This window comes from Nocardia sp. NPDC003183, from assembly GCF_053590715.1.
In genome coordinates this window covers 64,177-87,305 of record NZ_JBSFTG010000009.1, presented here as the reverse complement: position 1 = coordinate 87,305, position 23,129 = coordinate 64,177, and the positions used below count along the sequence as shown (strand labels likewise).

Here is a 23,129-nt window from a genome sequence, read left to right as displayed (position 1 = left end):
CCCGGATCCACCTCTTACCCGACGGCGGCCGGGGCGAACGTCGAGCGTTCGAAGCGGCCCGCGGGGGCGAACTCCGCCAGCAATTCGGCCGCGTCCGTGCCGGTGACCTCGGTGATGTAGGCGGCGGCGTCGGTGGGGGAGTCGATCGGCAGGAACGGCTGCGGACGGTGCAGCAGGCCGACCAATGCCGAAGCGAACTTCGGGTTCACGGCGGCCGTGGCGAAGAACTGGCCGCCGATGTCGCCGAATTCGGGGTCGCTGAGGAACAGGCGGGTCACCTTGGCGGCGGCGTCGCTGCGGGCAGCGAGGAACGTGGCGTACTGGTCGGTGATCCACTGTTCGTCGAACGGTCCGTCGTGTACGGCGGCGGCCGCGACCAGGCGCTGCGCCTGGATCAGCCCGCTCTGCGCGCCTTGGCCCGCGACGGGGTCGTAGGCGACCGCGGTGTCACCGAGGGCGGCGACCGGATGGCCGCCCGCGGTGTGTCCCACCCCGGCCCGCACGACCGGCCGGACCGCGCCCTTGAGCCAGGAGTGCGGGTCCTCGGCAATCACCTGGGTGGCCTGCACTTCCGGCAGGTCCCAGTCGATGTAGTCGCGGTAGAGATCCTTCACGATCTGCAACGCCGATTCGGCGGAATCGGCTGCGGCGAAACGGGTTTCCCAGTCGCTGCCGGGTCGGGCCCAGCCCAGGAACGCCCAGCTCGGACCCGCGTCCTTGTGCAGGTACGGACCCCACCACGCCTCGCCCTGTTCGGCGAGAATGGAGAACAGGCTGTGCGCCCCGCCTGCCGGGCTGCGGTGCGCGAAGACGCCAGGGTCGAAGTCCAGGCCGGTCACGGTGACCGTGAGCAGCGAGCGCTGCGGCTTGTCGTAGACAGTGCGTTCCTCGTCGATCGGGAACAGGTCGGCCAGCCCGCCGCGGCCGGTGGCGACCAGGGTGAGGTCGTTGGCGGCGGCGATGGCGTCGAGGGATTCGGGAGTCACCGGTTCGACGACGAAATCGCCGCCGCGTTCGAGGAAGGCCGTGAGGCGCTCATCGGCCTTGAGCCGGGTGTCGACGGCGACGCCGACATAACCGTCGAAGGTGCCGTCGAAGGCGATCAGTTCGGCGTTCTCGGGTCCGGCGATGCGCACGCTGAGCCCGGTGTGGCGGGGCGCGCGCCCGGTGTAGCTGTCGAGCCCGAGCGCCGCCTCGGCCTGCTGGGTCTCGCCGAATTCGAGGGCGGTGCCGGTGGCGGGGACGTCGTCACGGAGTGAGCGTTGATCTCGGTCGCTGTAGAGGGTCACGGTGAAACCGGCGTCGAGAAGACCTAGCGCCGCAGTGACGCCGGTTTGGCCGGCGCCGATTACCGCGGCCGAACGAGGGGAACGGGAAACGGGTGTCTGCGATGTCATACCGGAATGGTGCGCTCACCTTCGCCCGATGATGAGTGTTGCGATCAGCGGGAATCGATCCGAATACCTTGCACCCCAGCGGATATAGCTATGGGGCACGCCGATCGGCGCCAGGCCGAGTACGTCCTGGCGCTGATCGGCGACACACGCCACGCTACGGACGGGCGAGTGCCTCCACCGGTTCGGGACGCGACTGCTCGGGTGGCAACACGGTGGACCGCGGACCGCCGACGCGATACCCGGCGCCGCGATGCTCGGGCGGGAGCCGATCACCGGCACCGAACAGGGCATTGCGCAAGGTGCCCGGCTCGTAGTCGGTCCGGTAGACGCCGCGCTCGGTCAAGACCGGAACAACTTGGCGCACAATGTCTTCGAATGTCCCCGGCGTGATCGCGTAGGCGAGGTTGAATCCGTCCAGGTCGGTGTCGGCGACCCACTCCTGCAACAGGTCGGCAACTGTTTCGCCGGAGCCGGTGAACACCGGGCCCATGCCGCCGATGCCCGCCCAGCGGCCGATATCGCGCACTGTCCATTCGCGGCCGTCGTCGTCGAATTCCTGGAACGCCGCGACCGCGGACTGGATGGCGTTGCTCTGCACCTCGCCGATCGGGTCGTCGAGGTCGTACTGCGACAGGTCGATTCCCATCCAGCCGGACATGAACACCAGTCCGCCTTCGATGCTCGCGTAGGACAGGTACTCCTCGCGCTTTGCCTGTGCGGCGGTGTCGGTCTCGTCGGTGATGATGGTGGCCAGCGCGTAGATCCTGGCCGCGTACCGGTCACGGCCTGCGGCCTCGAGCGCGTCCCGGACACGCGAAACTGTCTGCGCCAGGATTCGTTTCGAGGGTCCGGCGATGAAGATCGCCTCGGCGTTCTCGGCCGCGAACCGCACACCGCGCGGGGAGGCGCCCGCCTGATAGATCACCGGCGTCCGCTGCGGCGACGGTTCGCAGACGTGGATCCCCGGCACGGTGTAGTGCTTGCCGTGGTGGCCGATGTGGTGCACCTTCGACGGATCGGTGTAGATGCCGCGTTCGGCATCGCGCACTACCGCGTCGTCCTCCCACGAACCCTCCCAGAGCTTGTAGAGCACCTCGAGGTATTCGTCGGCCTGGTTGTACCGTTCGTCGTGGTCGAGTTGATCCTCGGCGCCGAAATTCCTTGCCGCGGAAGCCAGATAGCCGGTCACCACGTTCCAGCCGAGCCGCCCGTTCGTGAGGTGGTCGAGGGTGGACAGGCGGCGCGCGAACGGAAACGGGTGTTCGAAGCCGGTGCCGGTCGTGATCCCGAAACCGAGGTGCTCGGTCACCGCCGCCATCGCCGACACCAGCAGCAGCGGATCGGCGACCGGCGTCTGCGCGCCCTGGCGCAGCGCGGCGATGTCGTTGCCGCCGTACACGTCGTAGGTGCCGAGGACGTCGGCGATGAAGATCCCGTCGAACCGTCCGCGTTCGAGCAGTGTCGCCAGCTCGGTCCAGTAGCCGATATCGGTGTAGCGGTGCGACTGGTCCTCGGGATGACGCCACAGGCCAGGGGATTGGTGGGCGACGCAGTTCATGTCGAAGGCGTTGAACCGGATCGGCCTGCTCATCGCGGTGCCGCCACGGTGCTCGCATCCTCGGGCTCCGGACTCGCGGAAGCTGTTGTGCCGGTGTTCCGCTCGCCCGCGCTCCAGCCGAACGGCAGGTCGGTGCCGTTGAGCAGGTAGTCGCCGACCGCGCGAGCTTTGAAGAGGGCGGGATTGTGCACCGAGATGGTGCGGGCGTTGCGCCAATGGCGATCCAGGCGCAGCTGTTCGGACACGATCGAGGCTCCGCCGAGCTCGAACAATTGGGTCGTGGCGCCGAGCACGATGTCGATCACCCCGAGTTGTGCTTGCGCGGCGGCCAATTCGGCGGCCACGAGATCCTTCTCGTCCGTCGCCCCGGCGTCGAGCACCCGGTCGAGCACATCGGCCACCGCGAGTACCGCCGCACGCGCGGTGAACGCCGCCGCCGACAGCTTGCCGATCACCTGCTGGACGAGGGGGTCCTCGCGCGGCAGATCGGCGGGGGCATGGGTGTAGGTGCGGGTGCGCGCGCTCACCCATTCCCTGGCGTCGCGTTCGGCGCGGGCGGCGATCCCCGCGAGCACCGCCAGCTGCACCAGTTGCAGGTAGGCGGTGCCGTAGGTGGGCCCCGCGACACCGTAGCCGGGTCCGAGGACGCGGTCCTCGGCCACCACGACATCGGTGAACTCGGTGGTGCCGCTCGCAGTGAGCCGCTGCCCGAAGCCGTCCCAGTCATCGTGTTGCACAACACCTTCGGCGTCCGCGTCGACCAGCACGCCGAGCCGCTCGCCGTCACTGTCGGCCGCGACGAGGATGTGATCGGCGAACAGCGATCCGGTGCTGTAGTACTTCACGCCGTTGAGCAGCACTCGGTCACCGTCGCGGGTCAGCCGGGTGCGATACCGGTCGACCGCGCCGACCCCCGGTTCGGTGATCGCATTGCCGACCAGGGTCCCCGCCGCGACCGCCCGCAACCACCGCTCCTGCTCCGGGCCCGCCTCGGCCAGGCGCTGATCCTCGACGAACGACCAGTGCACCCGCAGTGCCTGCGGCAGATTCGACTCGGCCGCCGCCAGGTCGATGAGCAACCGGAACAGCTGTCGCACACTCACGCCGTACCCGCCGAACTCGACCGGCACCCGCAACGCCCCGAACTTGGCCTCCTTCAACCAGCCCACCTCGTCGAACGGCAGCCGCCGATCGACCTCCCGTTCCACCGCGCCCGCGGCGATCCGGTCGAAGATCGGGGCGAAGATGGCGTCCAGCTCGGAATCGGTGGTCGATGGCGCGGCGGTGGAAGTCATGCTTCCACGATCGCGCAGGGAGATGCCGGATTCACGGGTTGCGCGCAGCGCGATCACAACGGAGTGGACTCCGATCTATCATTGGCGACGAAGTGTCTGCGCGGAGGAAGTGAGTGGCGAGCATGTCGGTACCTGACGACGACCCGAGCGCGATCTTTCGCCGGTACCTGAGTTCGGTGGTGCTGCACGCGCAGGCAGGTGCGAAGGCTGTCGATCTGCACGCGACCGACCTGTACGCGCTGAACATCCTCGCGCTGAGCGGCGCGATGACGCCGGGTGAGCTCGGCACTCGCACCGGCCTCACCACCGGTCCGACCACCCGTCTGGTCGACCGCCTCGAACAGGCGGGGTACGTGCGTCGCGGCGCCGACCCCGGCGACCGGCGCAAGGTCATCGTCGAGCCGATCGACCAGCCCGCCGAGCTCGACAAGGTGCTCGCCCCGGCGCGGCGCCGGATCGGCGAGATCATCGCGAGCTACACCCCCGAGCAGCGCGAAGTGCTCTTCGACTACTTCGCCCGGGCGGCCGTGGCCTACCAGGAGTCCGTCGCCGATCTTCGCGACTGAGGCTCACGGATCGTTCGTCGCGCTCGGTACCGCGCCTACTTGCGTGCCCACCGCTGATCGGCGGTGGGCACGCGGTCAGTGGCCGCGGGCGATCCAGTCCGCGAGCGCGGGCCGCTCCGCGCCGATGGTGGTGGTGTCGCCGTGGCCGGTGTGGACCGTGGTCTGCTCGGGGAGTGTGAGCAATCGATCTCGGATCGAGTCGATGATCGTGTCGAAATCGGAGAACGAGCGGCCGGTGGCGCCCGGGCCTCCCGCGAACAGGGTGTCACCGGTGAACAGGGCCGCGAGGTCGGGCAGGTGCAGCGAGACCGAGCCGGGGGAGTGGCCGGGGGTGTGCAGGATGTCGATATCGGTGCCCGCCACCGTGATCCGGGTGGTATCCGCCAGCGAGTGGTAGTCGGCCCTCGGGTGGGTCATGCGCCAGAGGGGCTCGTCGCCGGGATGCAGCAGGACGGGGGCATCGAGGCGCTGCGCGAGTTCTGGCGCGACGGTGACGTGGTCGTTGTGGCCGTGTGTGCACAGGATCGCGGTGACGTGCCGGTCGCCGACCGCGGCGGCGATGGCATCGGCGTCGTGGGCGGCGTCGATGACGAGCACCTCGGTGTCGTCACCGACGAGCCACACATTGTTGTCGACATCCCAGGTGCCGCCGTCGAGCGCGAAAGTGCCCGAGGTGACGACTCTTTCGATGCGAGTCACCACACCACCACCGAACGCAGCACCCGGCCCTGCGCCATCGCGGCGAACGCCTGCTCGACCCCGTCGATGCCGATCCGCTCGGTGACGAACCGGTCCAGCGGCAATCGGCCCTGCCGGTAGAGGTCGATGAGCATCGGGAAGTCGCGCTCGGGCAGGCAGTCGCCGTACCAGGAGGATTTCAGCGCACCGCCGTGCGAGAAGAAGTCGATCAGCGGCATCTCCAATGTCATGTCGGGTGTCGGGACGCCGACGAGAACGACCGTGCCCGCCAGGTCGCGCCCGTAGAACGCCTGCTGCCAGGTCTCCGGGCGGCCGACCGCGTCGATCACCACATCGGCACCGAAACCGCCGGTGAGTTCCTTGATCCGCTCGACCACGTCCTCGCTGGTCGCGTCGATGGTGTGGGTGGCGCCGAAGTCCTTGGCCCAGTCCAGTTTTTGCTGATCACGATCGATCGCGATGATCGTGCCCGCACCGGCGAGGCGCGCACCGGCGATGGCGGCGTCACCGACGCCGCCGCAGCCGATCACCGCGACGCTGTCACCGCGTGAGACGTTGCCGGTGTTCACGGCGGCGCCGATCCCGGCCATCACGCCACAGCCGAGCAGGCCGGCGACGGCGGGATCGGTCTCGGAATCGACCTTGGTGCACTGCTTTTCGTGCACGAGGGTCTTGTCGGCGAAAGCGCCGACGCCTAGGGCCGGGGTGAGCGGGGTGCCGTCGGTGAGCGTCATCGGGACGCTGGCGTTGTGGGTGTCGAAGCAGTACCAGGGGCGCCCGCGCCGACACGCTCGGCATTCGCCACACACCGCGCGCCAGTTGAGGACGACGAAATCGCCCGCGGCCACATGGGTCACCGCCGCGCCGACGGACTCGACCACACCGGCGGCTTCGTGCCCTAGCAGGAACGGGAACTCGTCGTTGATCCCGCCGTCGCGATAGTGCAGGTCGGTGTGGCACACCCCGCAGGCCTGGACGCGGACGACGACATCGTGCGGTCCCGGGTCGGGAATCACGATGTCGACGGTTTCGACCGGCGCATCCTTCGCGCGGGCGATGACTCCGCGGACGGTGTCTGGCATGCGGACCTCCTCATGGTTGGCGTGGGTCTACGTCAACGCTAGCGGGGCCGCCCGCCCGGTCAATGCGGGATGGGTGGGATCTCACCTGTCGGACTGCCGAGTTCTTCTCGCACATGGTGTTCGACGAGCAACGGAACATAGTTGCGGATGTGTACCTTCCCGAACGCGTCGTAGACGTTGTGCACGATGTCGGCGAGCTCAGCGGGTGCGATGGTCGGGTACCGGATGATCAACCGCTCGATGACCTCGTCGAGTTGGCGGTTCTCGTGAATAGTCATATTCCGGGGGTACCCGGCGACACCGTCGATCAACGGGTCGGTGCCTACTTTTCGTCGAAACCAGAGATGCCCCAGCTCCCCGGATCGCGTCCTCGCGGCTGCGCATAGACGGTGTCGATGGTGGCGATCGGCGCTGCGTCCTGGACGTGGGGGGACGGGGTGGGCACGGTGGAGCATGACCTGACCAGAGGAGATTTCTATGAATCCGGCTCGCCCGGCAGTTCGTGGCCCCCGCGCGGCCGTGCTCGCGCTCGCGGTGCTCGCGGTGGGCGCCTGCTCCGCCGACCCGGGCACGCCGGAATCCGCCGCCTCGGCGACGCCCGAGACGTCGGCCACGACTTCCGCTGCCACCCCGCAGACCAGGCAGCTCGACCACGCTCTGGACGCCGACCTCTACGACGCGGCGGTCGCCGACGATGCCGCCCGGGTCCGCGACCTGATCGCCCGCGGCGCCGATATGGAGACGCGTGGCGACAACGGGCGCACACCACTGGTCGCCGCCACCAAGAACACGGCGACCGCGGCCGCATCGGCCTTGATCGAGGCGGGCGCCGACGTGAACGCCGCGGACGACCTCCAGGACTCCGCCTACCTGTACGCCGGAGCCGAGGGCCTCGACGAGATCCTCGCGGCGACCCTGCGCCACGGCGCGGACCTGCGCAGTGTGAACCGTTACGGCGGTACGGCACTCATCCCGGCGAGCGAGCACGCGCATGTGAGCACCGTGCGGATGCTGATCGCCGCGGGCGTCGACGTCAACCATGTGAACAAGCCGCGGTGGACGGCACTGCAGGAGGCGGTCGTCTACGGCGACGGCTCGCAGCGCTACCAGGAAACCGTCACCGCGCTGCTCGCCGCGGGCGCCGACCCGCAGATCCGCGATGCCGAAGGCCGCACCGCGCTACAGAACGCCGAACGCCTCCACCAGGACGCGATCGTCGCACTGCTGCGCTGAGCGGGCGCGCCGATGCGCTCACCGCGTCTGTTCGCGGACCGATTCGGCGAAAGCTGTCGCGGCGGCGCTGCGGTGCCCCTCGGCCGCGGACAGCAACGTGACGGTTCGCCGGGACATGCTGGGCCGCAGTGGAATCCGGGCGAGTGGGGGATGGGTGTCGGTGACCGACTCGGGCAGGATCGTCATCAGGTCCGAGGTGGATACCACCTCCAGCAGTGCCTGAATCGAATTGACCTCCACCGCGATTCGTGGCGAAACGCCGTGGTCGTGGAGGTAGCTGTCGATGTGGTGGCGGGTCGCGAACGTCGAATTGAGCAGAGCGAGATCGCGGCCGCCCAGATCGTCGGGTGTCACGGACTCTGGTAGCGCGGGGCGCGCGGCGATTCCGGCTACGGCGGCCAGGGTCTCCTCGTACAGCGCTTCGGCCGTGATGCCGGGCAGGCGCGGTGGAGCGAACGCGATGCCGAGGTCGAGGCGGTCGTCGAGCAGCTCGGACTCCATGGCGTCCTGGGACACCTCGCCGAACTCGACGGTGACCCCCGGATACCGGGCACGGAACGCCGCGATCAGCGGGCCGACCAGATAGGGCGTGAAGGTGGGAGTGGTGGCGAAGCGGAGCAGGCCGCGACTGAGATCGGTGACGTCGTGCACGGCCCGCTGCGCCGCGGCGACCTCGTCGACAGCTCGGCGGGCATGCGCCAGATAGGCCGCCCCCGCGTCGGTGAGCCGCACGCTGCGCCCGGTCCGGTCGAGCAACACCGCCCCGACGGCGCGCTCGAGCTGCTTGATCTGGTGCGACAGCGTCGGCTGCGACAGGTGTAGCTGCTCCGCGGCCCGGGTGAAGTTCCCGTGCTCGGCGACAGCGGCCAGATAGCGCAGGTGCCGCAGTTCCGGCGTCACCGTCGGTCGCCGTCCGGTCCGATCCGCGCCAGCACCGCGTTGACCACCAGGCACGCGCTGTCCACCACATCGGCCATCGGCTGGCGGTAGGCGTCGAGCACCCACTTCTGGGCGATGATCACGATGGCGCCGACCAGGCCGAACAGCACCGTGCGCACGCTGACGGCAGGGTGGGTTTCCAGGTCGACATGCGGGGTGATCAGGGCCATACAGATATCGACCAACGCGTCGAGAACGTCGTGATAGGCCCGGTCGACCGCGGGGCTCACGCCGAGGATCTCGAAGAAGGCGATCCGGGGAACCCGGGGGTCGTCGAGGATGAGCTGGAAGTACGCGGTCAGGCCGACCCGCACCTGAGCGTCGACGGCCTCGGCCTCGCGCAGGCCGGTATGGATCGCCTCGATCATCCTGGCGGCCGTCTCGCGGTACACCTCGAGCAGCAGATCCTCACTGTCGGTGAAGGACTCGTAGAAGTAGCGTTTGCCGACCCCGGCCGCCGCGCAGATCGTGGTGACTGTGGTGTTGCGGTAGCCGTCGATGCCGAAGGCGTCCGTGGCCGCCTCGAGTAACCGGGTGCGGCGGTCCTGCTGACGTTGCCCAGGGGCGGCCCCGCGGTACCGGCGGCCGTCATCGAGTTCGGACGCTGTCACAACGCCAATTCTGTCAGGTGACCGCGGTGGGACGCGCGCGGGCGCTGATCGTGGATTGCCCAGAACATGTTCTTGCGATCGGACGTGACCCACGCTACGTTACTTCCCGGTACGGGAACGTCGGAGTTCCCGATGGTGGAGGGCTGAACCGAAGCATGATCACACATCGTGGGCGGCTGGCTGCGCTGGTCGCATCCGTCGTCGTAATGGCAGGCGCCGTCGCATCCGCACCGGTCGGACAAGCATCGCCGAATGCCGAGGGTCTCGACGCGCAGTTCGTCGCCACCCATAACGGGCCGCAGCAGTACCCCAACGTCTTCATCGAGTGGGATGTGCCGATCACCATGAGTGACGGCACCGTATTGAAAGCGAACGTCTATCACCCGGCCGGTGCGGACGGTCAGCCCGTCGCCGAGCCGACGCCCACGATCGTCAATATGACGCCCTACACCAAGCTGGTCACCAACGTCGCCGACTCGGCGCTCGCGGTTCCCGGCCTGTCGGACCTGCTGATGCCGGTGCTGCAGAACCTGGACTTCTCGCCCTTCGGTTTCAGCAGCCTCAGCGACATGATGAACGCGCTGCCCGGCGGCGCGGCCCGCACCTTCGGCGTCGACCGGAATCTGATCCGCGGCGGGTACACCCAGGTGGTCGTCGACGTGCGCGGCACCGGCTTCTCCCAGGGCACCTGGCAGGTCTTCGGAGAACGCGAGCAACTCGACGGTGTGGAAATCGTCGACTGGGCCGCGAAACAGGGCTGGTCCGACGGCAAGATCGGGATGAGCGGCATCTCCTACTCGGCGATCAACCAGCTGCAGACCGCGCAGCGGCACCCCGAGGCGCTCAAGGCGATCTTCCCGATCGTGCCCGGTAGCGACCTGATCCGCGACGTCGCCGCCCCCGGTGGCGCGCTCGGGATCGGGTTCATCCCGGCCTGGCTGCTCGCCGTCGACGGCGCGAAGCTGCTGCCCGACCTGATGTCGATGCTGAACGGCAAATTCGACTGGGTCTGGCTGCGCGACCGGGTGACCGACCCGTTCACCTTCTTCAACGTGCTCATCGCCGCGCTGACCACTCCGAACGTGGAGCAGATCCCGCCGGAGATGGCGTCGATCCTCGACGACGAGAGCGCGCTGCGGACCGCCTGGGTGGGCTCGCCCGATCAGGTGCGGGTGCCGACCTTCCTCTACGGCGGCTGGCACGATATCTTCACCTACTCCACCCCGCGCATCTACAACGCGGTGAACGTGCCCGCCGAGCAGAAGAAGCTCGTCATGGACGACGTCTACCACGTGACGGTGACCTCGGGACTCGGCCAGCCGGGTGCGCCCGCGCCGGCGGATTCGTTGCAGCGCGCATGGTTCGACAAGTGGCTCAAGGGAATCGACAACGGTATCGACCGCTACGACCCGGTCACGTTGTGGCAGCAGGGCAGTGGGCAGTGGACCGCCGACGTCGCCTTCCCGCGGCCGGGCATGCAGTACCGGCGGATGTATCTCGACGCCGCCGCCTCCGGCACCGCGCCGGGCGCCCGCCACGACGGCAGCCTGCGCACTGCTCCCGGTGCCGCGCAACGCGTTTCGGTGGATCCGAGCCTGACGACCATCTGCTCGCGTGATGCCGCGCAGGGCACGGCCGGCCTGGTCCCGCTGCCCGATATCTGTGCCAAGGACGCCCGGATCAGCGAGGGCGCCGCGCTCACCTTCACCACGGCTCCGGTGGCCGCGCCGACGCGGATCTCCGGTCCGATCGCCGCCCACCTGAACACCGTGCTCGACGCCACCGACGGCTACTGGACGGTGACGGTGAACGATGTCGCGCCCGACGGCACGTCGACGGTCTGGTCCCAGGGGCAGCTGATGGCATCCCTGCGCACGATCGACGAGGGCAAGGCGACCCGCTCGCCGAACGGCGACTACACCGACCCGTATCCGTACCTCACCCTGGATACCCGTCAGCCGATCGTGCCCGGCGAGCCGACGACGATCGAGATCGGCATCCGCGCCACCGACGGTGTCCTGCTGCCGGGTCACCGCCTGCGCGTCGACGTCTTCGCCGGCAACTTCCCCAGCGGAATCCCGCTGCGGCCGTTGCTGAACGAAAGCGGCCTGCGCACCCAGCACCTCGAGCTCGACCCGTCCCGCCCGAGCTGGATCAACGTCCCCCTGGACACCGATCCCGGCTGGTGAGCACTGGTTCACCCCGCCTGCGATCTCGCGCCGATCATCGATCGCGCGACATCGGGGGCGGGGTTCGCCGTCTTGTCGAGACCGGGTTCGGCCTGATCCTGTCCCCATCGGCTCGCTGATCAGCCCGCGGTCGCGTGCACATCGGGTACTCGCGTCGCGTCCGCGCCCGCGGCCGCCGCGAGGTGGGCGAAGGTGACCGCGTCGCGGACCGCCGCACCACCGTGATCGTTGTTGAAATAGACGTAGCTGTCGGCGTCGGGGGACCAGGCGTCGAGTAGTCGATGCGCCCAGCCGCGCAATGCCTGCTTGCCGTAGGACGGCCGGGGAGCGGCGCGGCCGGCGTGCAGGCGTAGATAGGCCCAGTCGGTGGTGCGCCACAGCGGCGTGATCGGGTGCGAATCACGGTCCGCCCAGGTCAATGCCGCGCCACGGGATCGCAGGACGTCACCGATCTCGTCTGTCCACCACGAATCGTGGCGCGGTTCCACCGCCACTCGCACCGTGTCGGGGAAGCAGCGCAGACAGTTGTCGAGCAGATCGGGGTCCGCGCGCAGGGTCGGCGGCAGCTGGAGCAGGATCGGTCCGAGCCGATCACCCAGTCCCGCGGTCCGGTCGAGCAGGCGCTGCACAGGTTCGGCGGGGTCGCGCAATCGCTTGATATGGGTCAGGTAGCGACTCGCCTTCACCGCCATCACGAAGCCCGCGGGCGTGCGCTCCCGCCAACCGGCGAAGTTCTCCCTGCTCGGCAATCGATAGAACGCGTTGTTCGACTCCACCGTCGCGAACGCCCGCGCATAGTGCTCGAGCCACTGCCGGACGGGCAGCCCCGGCGGGTACAGCACACCCCGCCAGTCGCGGTACTGCCAGCCGGAAGTGCCGACGTACATGGGCATTTCGGCCTCCCTCCGCAGCGCTGTCAGATCTCCGAGCGGAGCAGGGGCGCGAGTTCGCTGCTGTAGAAGTCGAGGAACGCGTCCATGTCGGGTCCCGCGTTCATCAGCACCACACGGTCGAAACCCGCGTCGGTGGCCTTGCGCACCGCCTCGACGTAGCGCTTCGGATCATTGCCACAGACAAAGGATTCGAGCATGTCGTCCACTCGCACGGTGCTCGACGCGGCGGCGAAGTTCGCCGGATTGGGCAGCTCGCTCATCACCTTCCAGCCACCGGTCGACCACCGGTTGGTCGACAGTGCCGCTTCGGCGCCCGCGCGATCGTCCTCGGCGAAGGCGACCCCCACTTCGACGTAGCGCGGACCGGATCCGCCCTTGTCGTGAAAGGTCTGCACGAGTTCGGGATCGGGTTCGGTGGCGAACAGTCCGTCGCCGAGTTCGGCGGCGATCGCCGCGGCGCTCGGCCCGCCCGCGGCCACCGCGATCACCGGCGGTGTCTGCGGCAGATCGAACACCCGCGCGTCCGACAGCTCCAGGAACTCGCCGTAATAGTTGCGATAGCCGCCGCGCCACAGCAATCGGATGATCTCGAGCGCCTCGCGCAACATCCGCTGACGGATCAGCACCGGCGGGAACTCGTGGCCGATGACGTGCTCGTTGAGTCGCTCGCCCGAACCGATGCCCAGGGTGAACCGCCCATCCGAGACCAGGGCGGTGGTGGCGGCGGCCTGGGCGATGACAGCGGGGTGATAGCGGATGGTCGGACAGGTCACGCCGGTGGCGAGCCCGATGTCGGTGGTGCTCGCCGCGATCGTGCCCAGGACCGTCCAGGCGAAGGGCGAGTGGCCCTGCTCGTCGAGCCACGGGTGGAAGTGGTCGCTCATCTCGACGAAATCGAAACCGGCCGATTCGGCCCGCACTGCCTGTCGAACAAGCTCTTTCGGGCCGAAAGCCTCGGCCGCCAGTTTGAATCCGAGCTGCATGGCGAACCTTTCGCTGGGGGTCAGCTACGGCCGAGGGCGTTGGCCAGTTCCTGCTTGTTCATCTTGGAACGGCCGTCGATATTGCGGCGGCGGGCCTCGTCGTAGAGCTGATCGCGGGTCTTGCCGCCGCCCTGCGCCCGCTGGCCGCTGCGCTGCGAGGAACCGCGCGATCGCGACGATTTGCTCGAGCCCTTGGTCTCGCCGTGCTGGGCGCGCGTCTTGTTGACCGTTCGCGCGGCGATCTCCTCGGCCCTGCTCTCGCTGCGGCCGCGCTCGCGCTCGGACTTCTTGATGTCTTCGTACTGCCGTTCGCGCTTGTCACTCCAGGCTTGCTGAGGCATCACGTGCTCCGTTCCGGTCGGTGGACGGCTCTGGTTGCCGCCTACCCGGGGATCGGCCGGGGAAACAACCGCCCGGCGAGGATGACCGGAACCGTGATCGAGGACTGGCACACTGGCGTGGTGAGCGCCTCGGGCAGCGTGCGGGCGGCCGCCGCCTCGGCGTGGCGGTGGATTCGCAGCGCTCCCGGCACCTATGTGTGGCTGGCGGCGCTGGGTGTGACCACCGCGATCCAGCTGCGGCTCACGCCGGAGGAAGCCAGAGTCTGGCTCGGGCACCGCTCGACCAATCTCGATCGTCTCGGCGACGACCCGATCCGGGTGCTGGTCGGCAGCGCGTTCTGGACCGACGGCGGCGGGTGGCTGGTCTACGCGGTGCTGTTCAGCCTCGTGCACGCCAACGCCGAACGGTGGCTCGGGACGCTGCGCTGGCTGGTGGTGGTCGTCCTCGCGCATGTCGGCGCCACGTATCTCAGCCAGGGCGTGCTGCTCTGGGCGATTCGCCACGACAGAGCCCCGGAGCGTGCGGCGTTCGCGCTCGATGTGGGAGTCAGCTACGGGCTGGCCGGAGTCGCCGCCGTCCTCGCCTACCGTGTGTCGCTGCCGTGGCGGGTGCTGTACGTGCTCGGTGTGCTGGCGGTCTGTGTGCCACCGGTATTCCTGGACCGCACGTTCACCGATGTGGGCCACGCGGGTGCGGCGTTGATCGGCTTCGCGTGCTATCCGCTGACGCGAGGGCGGGCCCGCGACTGGGATCCGAGCCCGCGCCTGCGCGAATCGTGTCTTCGGATCAGAAGAAGAATTCGACGATCATCCTGGCCCACCACTGGAAGTAATCGATGATCATGATCGCTCACCGCCTTCCCTTCGCCCTTATCAGTTACCGATCAGCTGTTGCAAATAGAGGGGCATCATTCTGATAAAAATGCTGGTGAACAAGTTTTCATCCGCATGTATCGAGGTTGCCCAGCAGGTTTGAGCAATAGCTCGGCAATCCGATTCGCCGGTGCTGCGGTTAGGGTGGCCCGGTGATCTTGCTGGCGATAGGTGTGGTTCTGCTCGGGGTGTTCGCGCTGTGTTTCCGTCAGGAGCGGCGCCGGTTCAGCAACGCGGTGTTGCTGCTGCTCGGAGTCCTGTGCGTCGGCGCCGCGCTGATCGGTTCGGGCGCCGAAGGATCAGGGCCCGAAATGCTGGTCTTCTTCGCCCTGGCGCTGTCGCCGCTGCTCGTGCTGGTCCTGGCCGGACTGCTGATGCTCAACGGTGTGGTGATGCTGCGCCGCGAGGGCGTGCGTCCGGCGAACCTGCTCTCCTTCGGTCTCGGCGTCGCGCTGCTGGTTCCGTACGCGCTGCTGGTGATGGCGGTGATCGCCGAGTGGGTGGTGCTCGGGGTGGTGCTGCTCGCGGTGGTGCTCGTCGCCGCCTACCTCGGCTTCGTGCTGGTCGCGTTTCTGCTCTATTCGGTCGTCTACGGCGGGGTGACCCGCACCGACGACGCCGTCGCGATCGTGGTGCACGGCTCCGGCCTGCTCGGAGACCGGGTCCCGCCGCTGCTGGCGAGCAGACTCGACCGCGCGCTGCAGATCTGGCGTACCGACCGCGCGCACGGCCCCGCGCCGCTGTTGGTGACCAGCGGCGGCAAGGGCTCCGACGAGAAGGTTGCCGAGAGCACGGCGATGGCCGCCTACCTCGTCGAACACGGCGTGCGCGACGACGAGATCCTGCGGGAGGATCGCTCGACGAGCACCCGCGAGAACCTGCTGTTCAGTCGGGAACTGCTCGCCAGGCAGGGGATAAACAGCCGCATTCTGCTGGTCACGAGCAATTTCCATGTGCTGCGGACCGCGTTGCTCGCCCGTTCGGTCGGGATCGACGCCCAGGCGGTCGGCGCGCCGACCGCGCGCTACTACCTGCCCAGCGCTGTCCTGCGCGAATACGTCGGGATTCTGGCCGAACACAAGGCGATCAACGCCGTGATGTGCGGGTTGCTGGTGGCGGCGCCGGTCGCGCTGGCGATCTTCGGCGCGGCCAACTGACACATTTAGGTGTTACGTACAGTTATGGATAGTTGTATCATCGGAACTACCGAGCAGGACGCAACGTCGCGACCTGGGGCACGGAGGTCCGTGCGCGGTTGATCGAGGAGTACCGATGAAGCTATTTCCTTGGGGAAGAGAAAGCCCGGAGATCGATCCGGGCGTTGTGGCATTGCACGCGCGCAATGTCAGCTTCGACTGGTCGGGTGTCGACCTCCAGTGGATGTCGGCGGAACCGATCGCCGGTCACCTGATCAGCGCGCTGAACATGCTGCTGCCCGAGGGCGAGCGCATGTTCATCGAGACCTACCGCGAGGCTTTGCCCTACGTCAAGGACGAGAAGCTGCGCGAGGACATGCTCGGCTTCATCGGGCAGGAGGCCATGCACGCGCAGACCCACGGGAAGGTGCTCGACGACGTCTTCACCGCCCACGGCGTCGACGCGAGTCCCTATCTGGCGCAGATGGAATACCTGTTCCGCATCTCGCTCGGCCCGCGCGGCGGCGACGATCGCGCCGGCCGCCAGATGCTGGTCGAGCGGCTCGCCTTCATCGCCTGTCTCGAGCATTTCTTCGCCTGGCTCGGGGACTGGGTGCTCAACGCAGACCTCGAGAAGTTCGGCGCCGACCCGCGGATGGCCGACCTGTTCCGTTGGCACGGTGCCGAAGAGGTCGAACACCGCAATGTCGCCCACGACGTCGCCGAGTACTTCGGGGTCGGCTACGTCCGGCGCTGCGCGTCGATGACGCTGGTGTTCCCGATCTTCCTCATCGTGCTGGTGCGCGGTGCGCGGTTCCTCGTCCAGCAGGATCCGCAACTGCCGGATCGGGGCTACGCACGGCTGCTCGCCGGTGTGTTCGGCGCGATGTGGCGTGGTGCGCTGCCCGGCGTGCCGTCGCTGCTGGCCAGTGCGCTGTCGACCTTCCAGCCCGGCTACAACCCGCAGTCGGTCGGCTCGACGGCGCAGGCGATCGCGTATCTGGCGGCCTCGCCCGGCGCCCGCGCGGCAGCGTCGTGACCACGCGCGACATCCCCGCCGATCTCTACGGCAAGTACCGCCACGATCCGGCGATGAAGGTCATCGACGCCATCGCGGCCACCCGGTTGCGCTGGAGCGCGCTGGTCAACCGCGGTGATCTGCGCCCACGCGTCGACGATCGCCGCCTGGCCGTGGTGGTGACCGAACGCCGGATCGAAGCGCACGACCAGGACGTGGTGAGTCTTCGCCTCGAAGCACCCGATGGGCGCGTGCTACCCCGCTGGCGGCCAGGGGCGCACCTGGACCTGGAACTACCGTCGGGTCGGCTGCGCCAGTATTCGCTGTGTGGCGATCCCGCCGACGAGCGCGCGTACCGCATCGCCGTGCGACGCATCCCCGGTGGCGGCGGCGGCTCGATCGAGGTGCACGACGCCTTGCCCGTCGGCTCCGGGTTGGTGGTGCGCGGCCCGCGCAATGCCTTCCCGTTCGCCGTGCCGGGCCACGGATCACCTTCGCAGCGACTGCATTTCGTGGCCGGCGGGATCGGCATCACCCCGATCCTGCCGATGGCCAGGCTCGCGCACCGGCTCGGCGTGCCGTGGACACTGGTCTACAGCGGACGCAGTCGCGACACCATCCCGTTCCTGGACGAGATCGAAGGCTTCGGCGCGAACGTCGTGGTGCGCACCGATGACGAGCACGGTCTACCTGCCGCGGTGGACCTGCTGCCCGACGTCGGGCCGGGCACCGCGGTCTACGCGTGTGGCCCGACCCCGATGACCTCGGCGATCGTCGCCGCGGTGCGCGAGATGGCCGACGTGGAACTGCATTTCGAGCGGTTCTCGCCGCCGCCGATCGTCGACGGCACCCCGTTCGAGATCGAATTCGCGTCCAGTGGTGCGGTGGTGACGGTCGATGCCGACCGCACCGTGCTGGACACGATCCTCGATTCCCGTCCCGACCAGCCCTACTCGTGCAGGCAAGGCTTCTGTGGCACCTGCGTGGTGCGGGTTCGCTCGGGCGAACCCGACCATCGCGAGACCACGCTGTCGGCTGCCGACCACGCCGAGGGTGCCATGCTGGCCTGCGTATCCCGTTCTCGCGGTGAGCGATTGGTGCTCGACCTGTGATTTCTCCGCTGGACAAGGAGTCCGAAAGATCATGACGAACGACAGCCCGCAGCCCGCGAACCAGCGCACCGTCCGCAGCGGTGATTTCGACATCGCCGTGTTCGAATACGGCGACCCGGCCGCCGACACCGTCGTGCTCGTGCACGGCTGGCCCGACACCCACCATCTGTGGGACAGGGTGATTCCGCTGCTCACCGAGCGCTTCCACGTGGTCGCCTACGACACCCGTGGCCACGGCGAGTCCACTCGCACCCAGCGCACCGATGATTTCCGCCTCGACGAACTCGCACGCGATTTCTACGCCGTGATCGACGTGGTGAGCCCCGATCGTCCCGTGCACGTGCTCGCCCACGACTGGGGTTCGGTGCAGGTGTGGGAGGCGGTGTGTGAACCGCGGGCCACCGAGCGCGTCGCCTCGTTCACCTCGGTCTCGGGCCCCAACCTCGACCACCTGTCCGCCTGGGTGCGTGACCGCCTCTCCCGGCCCACCCTGCGCAATGTGTGGCAGCCGATGACCCAGCTGGCTTCCTCGGCCTACACCTTCTTCTTCATGACTCCCGGTCTGCCGCGCGCCACATTCAACGCCATCGGCACCGAAAAGCTGTGGCAGCGTGCGGTGTCGATCATGAACGACACCCCCGCCGCCAATGTGAAGCTCGGCCCCACCTTCCGTCGCGACATGGTCGACGGGCTGCTCATCTATCGCGCGAACATCGTGGCGCGCATGCTCTCCCCGCGTGAGCGTCGCACCGAGGTGCCGGTGCAGTTGATCGTGGCAGGACGCGATGTCGCCGTGCGGCCCGCGGGCTACGACGATTCGGGCAAGTGGACCGACCGGCTGTGGCGTCGCGACGTCCCCGCCGGGCACTGGATGCCGTTCTCGCATCCGGAACTCCTCGCGACCGCGACCACCGAGCTCATCGACGCACTCGACGGCGCCGGCGTCTCGCGCGGCCTCGCCAGGGCCGAAGTAGGCACTGCGCGAAGGGAATTCGAACACAAACTGGTGGTCGTCACCGGTGCGGGCAGCGGCATCGGCCGGGAGACCGCGCTGGCTTTCGCGCGCCTCGGCGCCGAAGTGGTGGTCTCCGATGTCAACGAGCTCGCCGCCAAGGCCACCGCGGAGCTCGTCGCATCGGAAGGTGGGGTGGCGCACTCCTATCCACTCGATGTGTCGAACGAGGACGCGGTGCGCGCGCACGCCGACACGGTGATCGCCGCGCACGGCGTGCCCGATGTGCTGGTGAACAACGCCGGTGTCGGCCAGGCGGGCGGATTCCTCGATACTCCGTCGGAGGAGTTCGACCGCGTACTGCGGATCAACCTCGGCGGTGTCGTCAACGGCTGCCGGGCCTTCGGCGCGGCGATGGCCGATCGCGGGCTCGGCGGGCACATCGTGAACCTGTCCAGCATGGCCGCCTACAGTCCGCAGCGCGACATGGCGGCCTACGCCACCAGCAAGTCGGCGGTCTTCATGTTCTCCGATTGCCTGCGTGCCGAACTGGCCGACCGTGGCATTTCGGTGTCGACCGTGTGTCCGGGCATCGTGCACACGAATATCGTTGCCACCACCCGCATCTCGGGCGTCTCCGCCGCCGAGGAGGCCGCCGCGCAGCAGAAGTTCGACAAGCTGTACGAGCGACGCGGCTACACCCCGGACCGGGTGGCCGCGCAGATCGTGAAGGCCGTGCGGACCGGGCGCGACATCGTGCCGGTGACGCCGGAGTCGTGGGTGCAGTACCGGATCAACCGGATCGCACCCGGCGCGGTGCGGTTCGCCGCGCGCCGGATGAAGCTGGTCTAGGTCGGCTACGCCCGGCGCAGTTGCTCCTCCACGGCGGCAACGTGCCGGGCGTCCACGCCCCACGGGTTCTCGACGCCGACCTTGCGGTCGAGGTCCCACAGCACGCACTCTTCGCCGGGTTGCGCCACCAGCGACCAGGCGACCACGGTGCGGCCCAGCTGTTCGACCATGGTGCCGTGATTCTGCGTACTCTCCCCGGCGCCCTCGGGGAAGTGATGCAGGAAACGCCCGTAAGCCTGCTCGCAGAATGTCGCGTAGAGCTGGGTGCAGAGGATGAAACCGTGCCACGCCTCGTCGACCGCGTGCGAGGGCATACCGATCACCTGGTCGTCGCGAAGGGCGGCACCGCAGCACCGTAACCATTGGCGCAGACCGGTTTCCACGAGTTCGCGAGGCTGCCAGGGCGAGGTTTTGAAGATCGCTTCGGGGAAGACCAGGGCGGCGACGGTGCGGTCGACGGTGGGAAGGTCGACTTGCCGTCTGCCGGTCCGGGAGAAAGAGAACGCCACAATTCACTGTAAGGCCACTGACGGTGGGGGTGCTGTGGCCGGGTTCTGGCGTTAGCCTGCGAACATGGTGTTGACGCTCGTAATCGTGCTCGGTTTCGTCGCGGTGTGTCTCGGCGCGGTGGTGACGACCGTCGTGTGGCTGATCCAGAAGTCGAGTCAACCGCAGAACGCGCGCCCGCTGGATCGGCGATGGGTGGCCGGGTCGGCCGGGATCACCGGGTATGTCGACGGGACCTCGGGGCAGCCGTGGGATCCGGGCAGCCCGTCCGGGTGTGGCGGTGGCTCGAACAGCGGTTGCGGCGGGGCGAGCGGCTGCGGCGGCGGGAGCAGTAGTAGCTGTAGCGGTGGAAGCAGCAGCAGTTGTTCCGGTGGGAGTAGCAGCAGCTGTGGAGGTGGCAGCAGTAGCAGCTGTGGCGGCGGGTCCTGATCGTGTGACCTACGTCCCAGTGCGCTTGACCTGAACTCGACTTCAGGTTTCATCCTTGACTCGTTCGGTCAACACCACGAAGGAGTCGCGATGCGCGCAGTGCAGGTCAAAGAATTCGGTGGGCCCGAGGTCCTGAACCTGGTGGAAGTTCCCACACCGCAACCGGATTCGGTCGAAGTGGTCGTCGACGTCGAGGTCGCCGACGTGATGTTCCTCGATACCCGGCTGCGCAGCGGGTGGGGTCAGGACTACTTCCCGCTGAGCCTGCCCTACGTCCCCGGTGGCGCGATCGGCGGCGTGGTGAGCGCGGTCGGCGCCGAGGTCGACCCCCGCTGGCTCGGCAAGCGCGTTGTCACCCAGACCGCCGCCAGCGGCATCGGTGGCGGCCTGCCCACCGGCGGTTACGCCGAGAAGTCCCTCGCCAAGGCCGCCACGCTGACCGAGATCCCCGCCGGGCTCACCACCGAGCAGGCCGTAGGCCTGGCCCACGACGGTCGCACCGCGCTCGCGGTCTTCGACAGGGCTGCCGTGCAACCGAATTCGTGGGTGTTGATCACCGCCGCCGCGGGCGGCCTCGGCACGTTGCTCATCCAGCTGTCGATCGCGGCGGGCGCGCGGGTTGTCGCCGCGGCGGGCGGACCGGAAAAGCTCGCGCTCGCAACGCGATTGGGCGCCACCGCGGTCGTCGACTACGCCGTCGACGGCTGGGCGGACCGAGCGCGGGAGATCACCGGCGGGGGAGCGGCGGTCGTGTTCGACGGTGCGGGTGGCGACATCGGTGGCGCGGCCCTGACCGCCGCCGCCGACACCGGTCTCTTTCTCGGATATGGCTCCGCCGCAGGTGATTTCGCGACGGGTGACGCCGATGCCGCTGGTGCGCGCGGAGTCACGGTGCTCGGTCTGTTCGATATCGTCGGCACGGACGTGGACTGGGTGGGCATCACCGCCCGCGCGCAGGAAGCGGTCGCCGAGGGTGTGCTGGAAGTCGTGATCGGGCAAACCTTCCCGATCGATCAGGTGCGGCAGGCTCACTCCGCGATCGAGAGCCGCTCCGCCCTCGGTCGTACCTTGTTGACGGTCGGCGCGTCATTGTAACTTATTGTGCGCTGCAACGGAATACACGTTAAGTTATGTTCCGTGCAGGGACTGATAATCATCGCAGTGATAGCTGCGGTTCTGTTGTTGGTAGTTGGAGTCATCAAGTTGGCCAGCAACCCAGGGGGCAACATCGAACGTCGCGAACGCGATGTACGAGCGCGGGGAGGCCAGCGAGCTGAACGCTCGTAAACCCTACCCCCGGGTGCAGCACCACCACGGCGATCGGTCGCCGCGTCTTTCTCGGAAGCCGCGACTCCGGTCGCCGTTCTCGTACCCGCCGGTCCGACACGACCGCCGCGTCGAGTGGTCAACCCCGCACTTCGCCGGGTACCATGCGACTCGCCCGCGGAGACCCCCGCGGCGAGGGGCGGTAGCTCAGTCGGTTAGAGCCGCGGACTCATAATCCGCTGGTCGTGGGTTCGAGCCCCACCCGCCCCACTTCCCCTCCTGAACTGCGGTTTCTCCCAGCGGATTCGGGACGGGTCGCCGCCAGGGCCGGACAGGTCGAGGATGACCGGCCACTTCTCGGCTACCAGGCGCGGGTCCGCCTGGATGAACGCGACACGCTGCTCCACCCCGATCTCGGCGGCTGCTGTCGGCATCGCTCGGCCCTTCTGCGTATTGGTGCCGACGACAACCACCTGCTCACCGCCGCTCGGGTATGTCAGCGCGAGAGTGTCCTCGGCCTGCGCTCTGGTCGGCTACTTTACGGTCAGCCCTGCGATGAGGACGGCGACCATTCGGCGGGGGTGGTAGCGGGGGGTTCGGCCGCCGATGCAAAGGTTGCCGACGGCGCGCAGGAGTTCGTAGGGGTCGGTGCCGGCGGGGATTTCGCCTGCGGTGACGGCGGCGGTGAGGAGAGCTTCGCAGGTGGGGACCAGGCGGTCGAGGAAGTAGGTGTGGAGGGTTTCGAAGGTGGTCGCGTCGGAGTGAAGTGCTTCTGCCAGGCCGTGTTTGGTGGTGAGGAAGTCGACGAAAAGGGTCATCCATTCGCCGAGTGCGGCGTGGGGGGAACCGAGGGCAGCCAGGAGTGTGGGGCCCGCTTCGGCGCACGCTTCGACCTGGTGGCGGTAGACGGCGACGATGAGGTCGGCCCGGGTGGGGAAGTGGCGGTAGATGGTGCCCACGCCGACGCCTGCTCGGGCGGCGATCTCGCGGACGGGGACATCGACGCCCGAGGCGATGAAGGCGGCCGCGGCTGCGTCGAGCAGGGCCTGCTGGTTGCGCCGCGCGTCGGCGCGTCGGCGCGGCGCCTCGGTCGGATTGTCGGCCACGAGACCTCCCTCTTGTTAAACGGAACAGTGTTCCGTATGTTGATTAGCGGAACATCGTTCCGCTTGGTCGAGGATGCCAGAACCGGCGAGCC

General features: G+C 68.3%; 22 protein-coding genes and 1 tRNA gene. 10 read left to right on the top strand and 13 right to left on the bottom strand.

Features of this window, described 5'->3' with window-relative positions:
* Positions 1-14 precede the first annotated feature (14 nt).
* From ACWDXS_RS24075 to ACWDXS_RS24065, 3 genes are all read right to left on the bottom strand, one after another.
* A complete protein-coding gene (locus tag ACWDXS_RS24075) occupies positions 15-1,397 on the bottom strand; it encodes a styrene monooxygenase/indole monooxygenase family protein (RefSeq protein WP_449968855.1) in 1,383 nt (460 codons plus the stop codon).
* 154 nt (positions 1,398-1,551) lie between these two features.
* Positions 1,552-2,988 carry an LLM class flavin-dependent oxidoreductase gene (locus tag ACWDXS_RS24070; RefSeq protein WP_449968852.1) on the bottom strand — a complete coding sequence of 479 codons (1,437 nt, stop codon included), beginning with the start codon at positions 2,986-2,988 and terminating at the stop codon, positions 1,552-1,554.
* A complete protein-coding gene (locus tag ACWDXS_RS24065; protein ID WP_449968849.1) occupies positions 2,985-4,250 on the bottom strand; it encodes an acyl-CoA dehydrogenase family protein in 1,266 nt (421 codons plus the stop codon). Before ACWDXS_RS24065 ends, ACWDXS_RS24070 begins: the two co-directional genes overlap by 4 nt.
* A gap of 122 nt (positions 4,251-4,372) precedes the next feature.
* Between ACWDXS_RS24065 and ACWDXS_RS24060 the strand changes: the two genes are divergently transcribed.
* The gene (locus tag ACWDXS_RS24060) at positions 4,373-4,816 is read left to right on the top strand and encodes a MarR family winged helix-turn-helix transcriptional regulator (protein WP_387447880.1); all 444 of its coding nucleotides are present in this window, start codon (positions 4,373-4,375) and stop codon (positions 4,814-4,816) included.
* A 75-nt stretch (positions 4,817-4,891) separates the two neighbouring features.
* Here the strand turns inward: ACWDXS_RS24060 and ACWDXS_RS24055 are convergent, their stop codons facing one another.
* From ACWDXS_RS24055 to ACWDXS_RS24045, 3 genes are read right to left on the bottom strand one after another with little or no spacing between them, the layout of a single operon-like run.
* On the bottom strand, positions 4,892-5,518 hold the full coding sequence (locus ACWDXS_RS24055; RefSeq protein WP_449968846.1) for an MBL fold metallo-hydrolase: 627 nt from the start codon (positions 5,516-5,518) through the stop codon (positions 4,892-4,894).
* Entirely contained in the window at positions 5,512-6,597 is a 1,086-nt protein-coding gene (locus ACWDXS_RS24050) for an S-(hydroxymethyl)mycothiol dehydrogenase (protein ID WP_387447883.1), read from the bottom strand. Before ACWDXS_RS24050 ends, ACWDXS_RS24055 begins: the two co-directional genes overlap by 7 nt.
* Before the next feature lie 59 nt (positions 6,598-6,656).
* Positions 6,657-6,875: a three-helix bundle dimerization domain-containing protein gene (locus tag ACWDXS_RS24045; RefSeq protein ID WP_379224744.1), complete on the bottom strand. Its 219-nt coding sequence runs from the start codon at positions 6,873-6,875 to the stop codon at positions 6,657-6,659.
* 199 nt (positions 6,876-7,074) lie between these two features.
* On the opposite strand from ACWDXS_RS24045, the gene ACWDXS_RS24040 reads away from it, so the two are divergent.
* Complete coding sequence (locus ACWDXS_RS24040) at positions 7,075-7,830, top strand: ankyrin repeat domain-containing protein (RefSeq protein ID WP_449968841.1); 756 nt, start codon at positions 7,075-7,077, stop codon at positions 7,828-7,830.
* An 18-nt stretch (positions 7,831-7,848) separates the two neighbouring features.
* Here ACWDXS_RS24040 and cynR read toward each other — a convergent pair whose 3' ends face one another.
* Together cynR and ACWDXS_RS24030 are read right to left on the bottom strand one after the other, a co-directional pair.
* A complete protein-coding gene (gene cynR, locus ACWDXS_RS24035) occupies positions 7,849-8,730 on the bottom strand; it encodes a transcriptional regulator CynR (RefSeq protein WP_449968838.1) in 882 nt (293 codons plus the stop codon).
* On the bottom strand, positions 8,727-9,380 hold the full coding sequence (locus ACWDXS_RS24030; RefSeq protein WP_378993988.1) for a TetR/AcrR family transcriptional regulator: 654 nt from the start codon (positions 9,378-9,380) through the stop codon (positions 8,727-8,729). Before ACWDXS_RS24030 ends, cynR begins: the two co-directional genes overlap by 4 nt.
* Before the next feature lie 155 nt (positions 9,381-9,535).
* Here ACWDXS_RS24030 and ACWDXS_RS24025 point away from each other — a divergent pair, with 155 nt between their 5' ends.
* Positions 9,536-11,569 (top strand): CocE/NonD family hydrolase, encoded by a 2,034-nt coding sequence (locus tag ACWDXS_RS24025; protein ID WP_449968834.1) that lies wholly within the window; start codon positions 9,536-9,538, stop codon positions 11,567-11,569.
* 119 nt (positions 11,570-11,688) lie between these two features.
* On the opposite strand, the gene ACWDXS_RS24020 is transcribed toward ACWDXS_RS24025, so the two are convergent.
* From ACWDXS_RS24020 to ACWDXS_RS24010, 3 genes are read right to left on the bottom strand one after another with little or no spacing between them, the layout of a single operon-like run.
* Positions 11,689-12,462 (bottom strand): DUF72 domain-containing protein, encoded by a 774-nt coding sequence (locus tag ACWDXS_RS24020; RefSeq protein ID WP_449968831.1) that lies wholly within the window; start codon positions 12,460-12,462, stop codon positions 11,689-11,691.
* 23 nt (positions 12,463-12,485) lie between these two features.
* A complete protein-coding gene (locus ACWDXS_RS24015; RefSeq protein ID WP_379315833.1) occupies positions 12,486-13,445 on the bottom strand; it encodes a TIGR03557 family F420-dependent LLM class oxidoreductase in 960 nt (319 codons plus the stop codon).
* Between the two features lie 20 nt (positions 13,446-13,465).
* Positions 13,466-13,786 carry a plasmid stabilization protein gene (locus tag ACWDXS_RS24010; RefSeq protein WP_378993996.1) on the bottom strand — a complete coding sequence of 107 codons (321 nt, stop codon included), beginning with the start codon at positions 13,784-13,786 and terminating at the stop codon, positions 13,466-13,468.
* Positions 13,787-13,867: 81 nt separating this feature from the next.
* On the opposite strand from ACWDXS_RS24010, the gene ACWDXS_RS24005 reads away from it, so the two are divergent.
* The 5 genes from ACWDXS_RS24005 to ACWDXS_RS23985 all read left to right on the top strand — a co-directional run bounded on the left by ACWDXS_RS24005 (position 13,868) and on the right by ACWDXS_RS23985 (position 19,729).
* On the top strand, positions 13,868-14,626 hold the full coding sequence (locus ACWDXS_RS24005; protein WP_449968826.1) for a rhomboid-like protein: 759 nt from the start codon (positions 13,868-13,870) through the stop codon (positions 14,624-14,626).
* A 185-nt stretch (positions 14,627-14,811) separates the two neighbouring features.
* Positions 14,812-15,816 (top strand): YdcF family protein, encoded by a 1,005-nt coding sequence (locus ACWDXS_RS24000; protein WP_449968823.1) that lies wholly within the window; start codon positions 14,812-14,814, stop codon positions 15,814-15,816.
* 115 nt (positions 15,817-15,931) lie between these two features.
* Positions 15,932-16,834, top strand: a complete 903-nt coding sequence (locus ACWDXS_RS23995) for a metal-dependent hydrolase (protein WP_387447899.1) — start codon at positions 15,932-15,934, stop codon at positions 16,832-16,834.
* Complete coding sequence (locus tag ACWDXS_RS23990) at positions 16,831-17,925, top strand: PDR/VanB family oxidoreductase (RefSeq protein ID WP_378994004.1); 1,095 nt, start codon at positions 16,831-16,833, stop codon at positions 17,923-17,925. Before ACWDXS_RS23995 ends, ACWDXS_RS23990 begins: the two co-directional genes overlap by 4 nt.
* Before the next feature lie 31 nt (positions 17,926-17,956).
* Positions 17,957-19,729 (top strand): SDR family oxidoreductase, encoded by a 1,773-nt coding sequence (locus ACWDXS_RS23985; protein ID WP_379315057.1) that lies wholly within the window; start codon positions 17,957-17,959, stop codon positions 19,727-19,729.
* A 5-nt stretch (positions 19,730-19,734) separates the two neighbouring features.
* Here the strand turns inward: ACWDXS_RS23985 and ACWDXS_RS23980 are convergent, their stop codons facing one another.
* Entirely contained in the window at positions 19,735-20,238 is a 504-nt protein-coding gene (locus ACWDXS_RS23980; protein ID WP_378994008.1) for a glycine-rich domain-containing protein, read from the bottom strand.
* Positions 20,239-20,755: 517 nt separating this feature from the next.
* On the opposite strand from ACWDXS_RS23980, the gene ACWDXS_RS23975 reads away from it, so the two are divergent.
* Positions 20,756-21,760: a zinc-binding dehydrogenase gene (locus tag ACWDXS_RS23975; RefSeq protein WP_449968818.1), complete on the top strand. Its 1,005-nt coding sequence runs from the start codon at positions 20,756-20,758 to the stop codon at positions 21,758-21,760.
* A 367-nt stretch (positions 21,761-22,127) separates the two neighbouring features.
* Positions 22,128-22,201 (top strand) — tRNA-Ile (locus tag ACWDXS_RS23970).
* Positions 22,202-22,464: 263 nt separating this feature from the next.
* Here ACWDXS_RS23970 and ACWDXS_RS23965 read toward each other — a convergent pair.
* Positions 22,465-23,037 (bottom strand): TetR/AcrR family transcriptional regulator, encoded by a 573-nt coding sequence (locus ACWDXS_RS23965; protein ID WP_449968815.1) that lies wholly within the window; start codon positions 23,035-23,037, stop codon positions 22,465-22,467.
* Between the last annotated feature and the right edge of the window lie 92 nt (positions 23,038-23,129).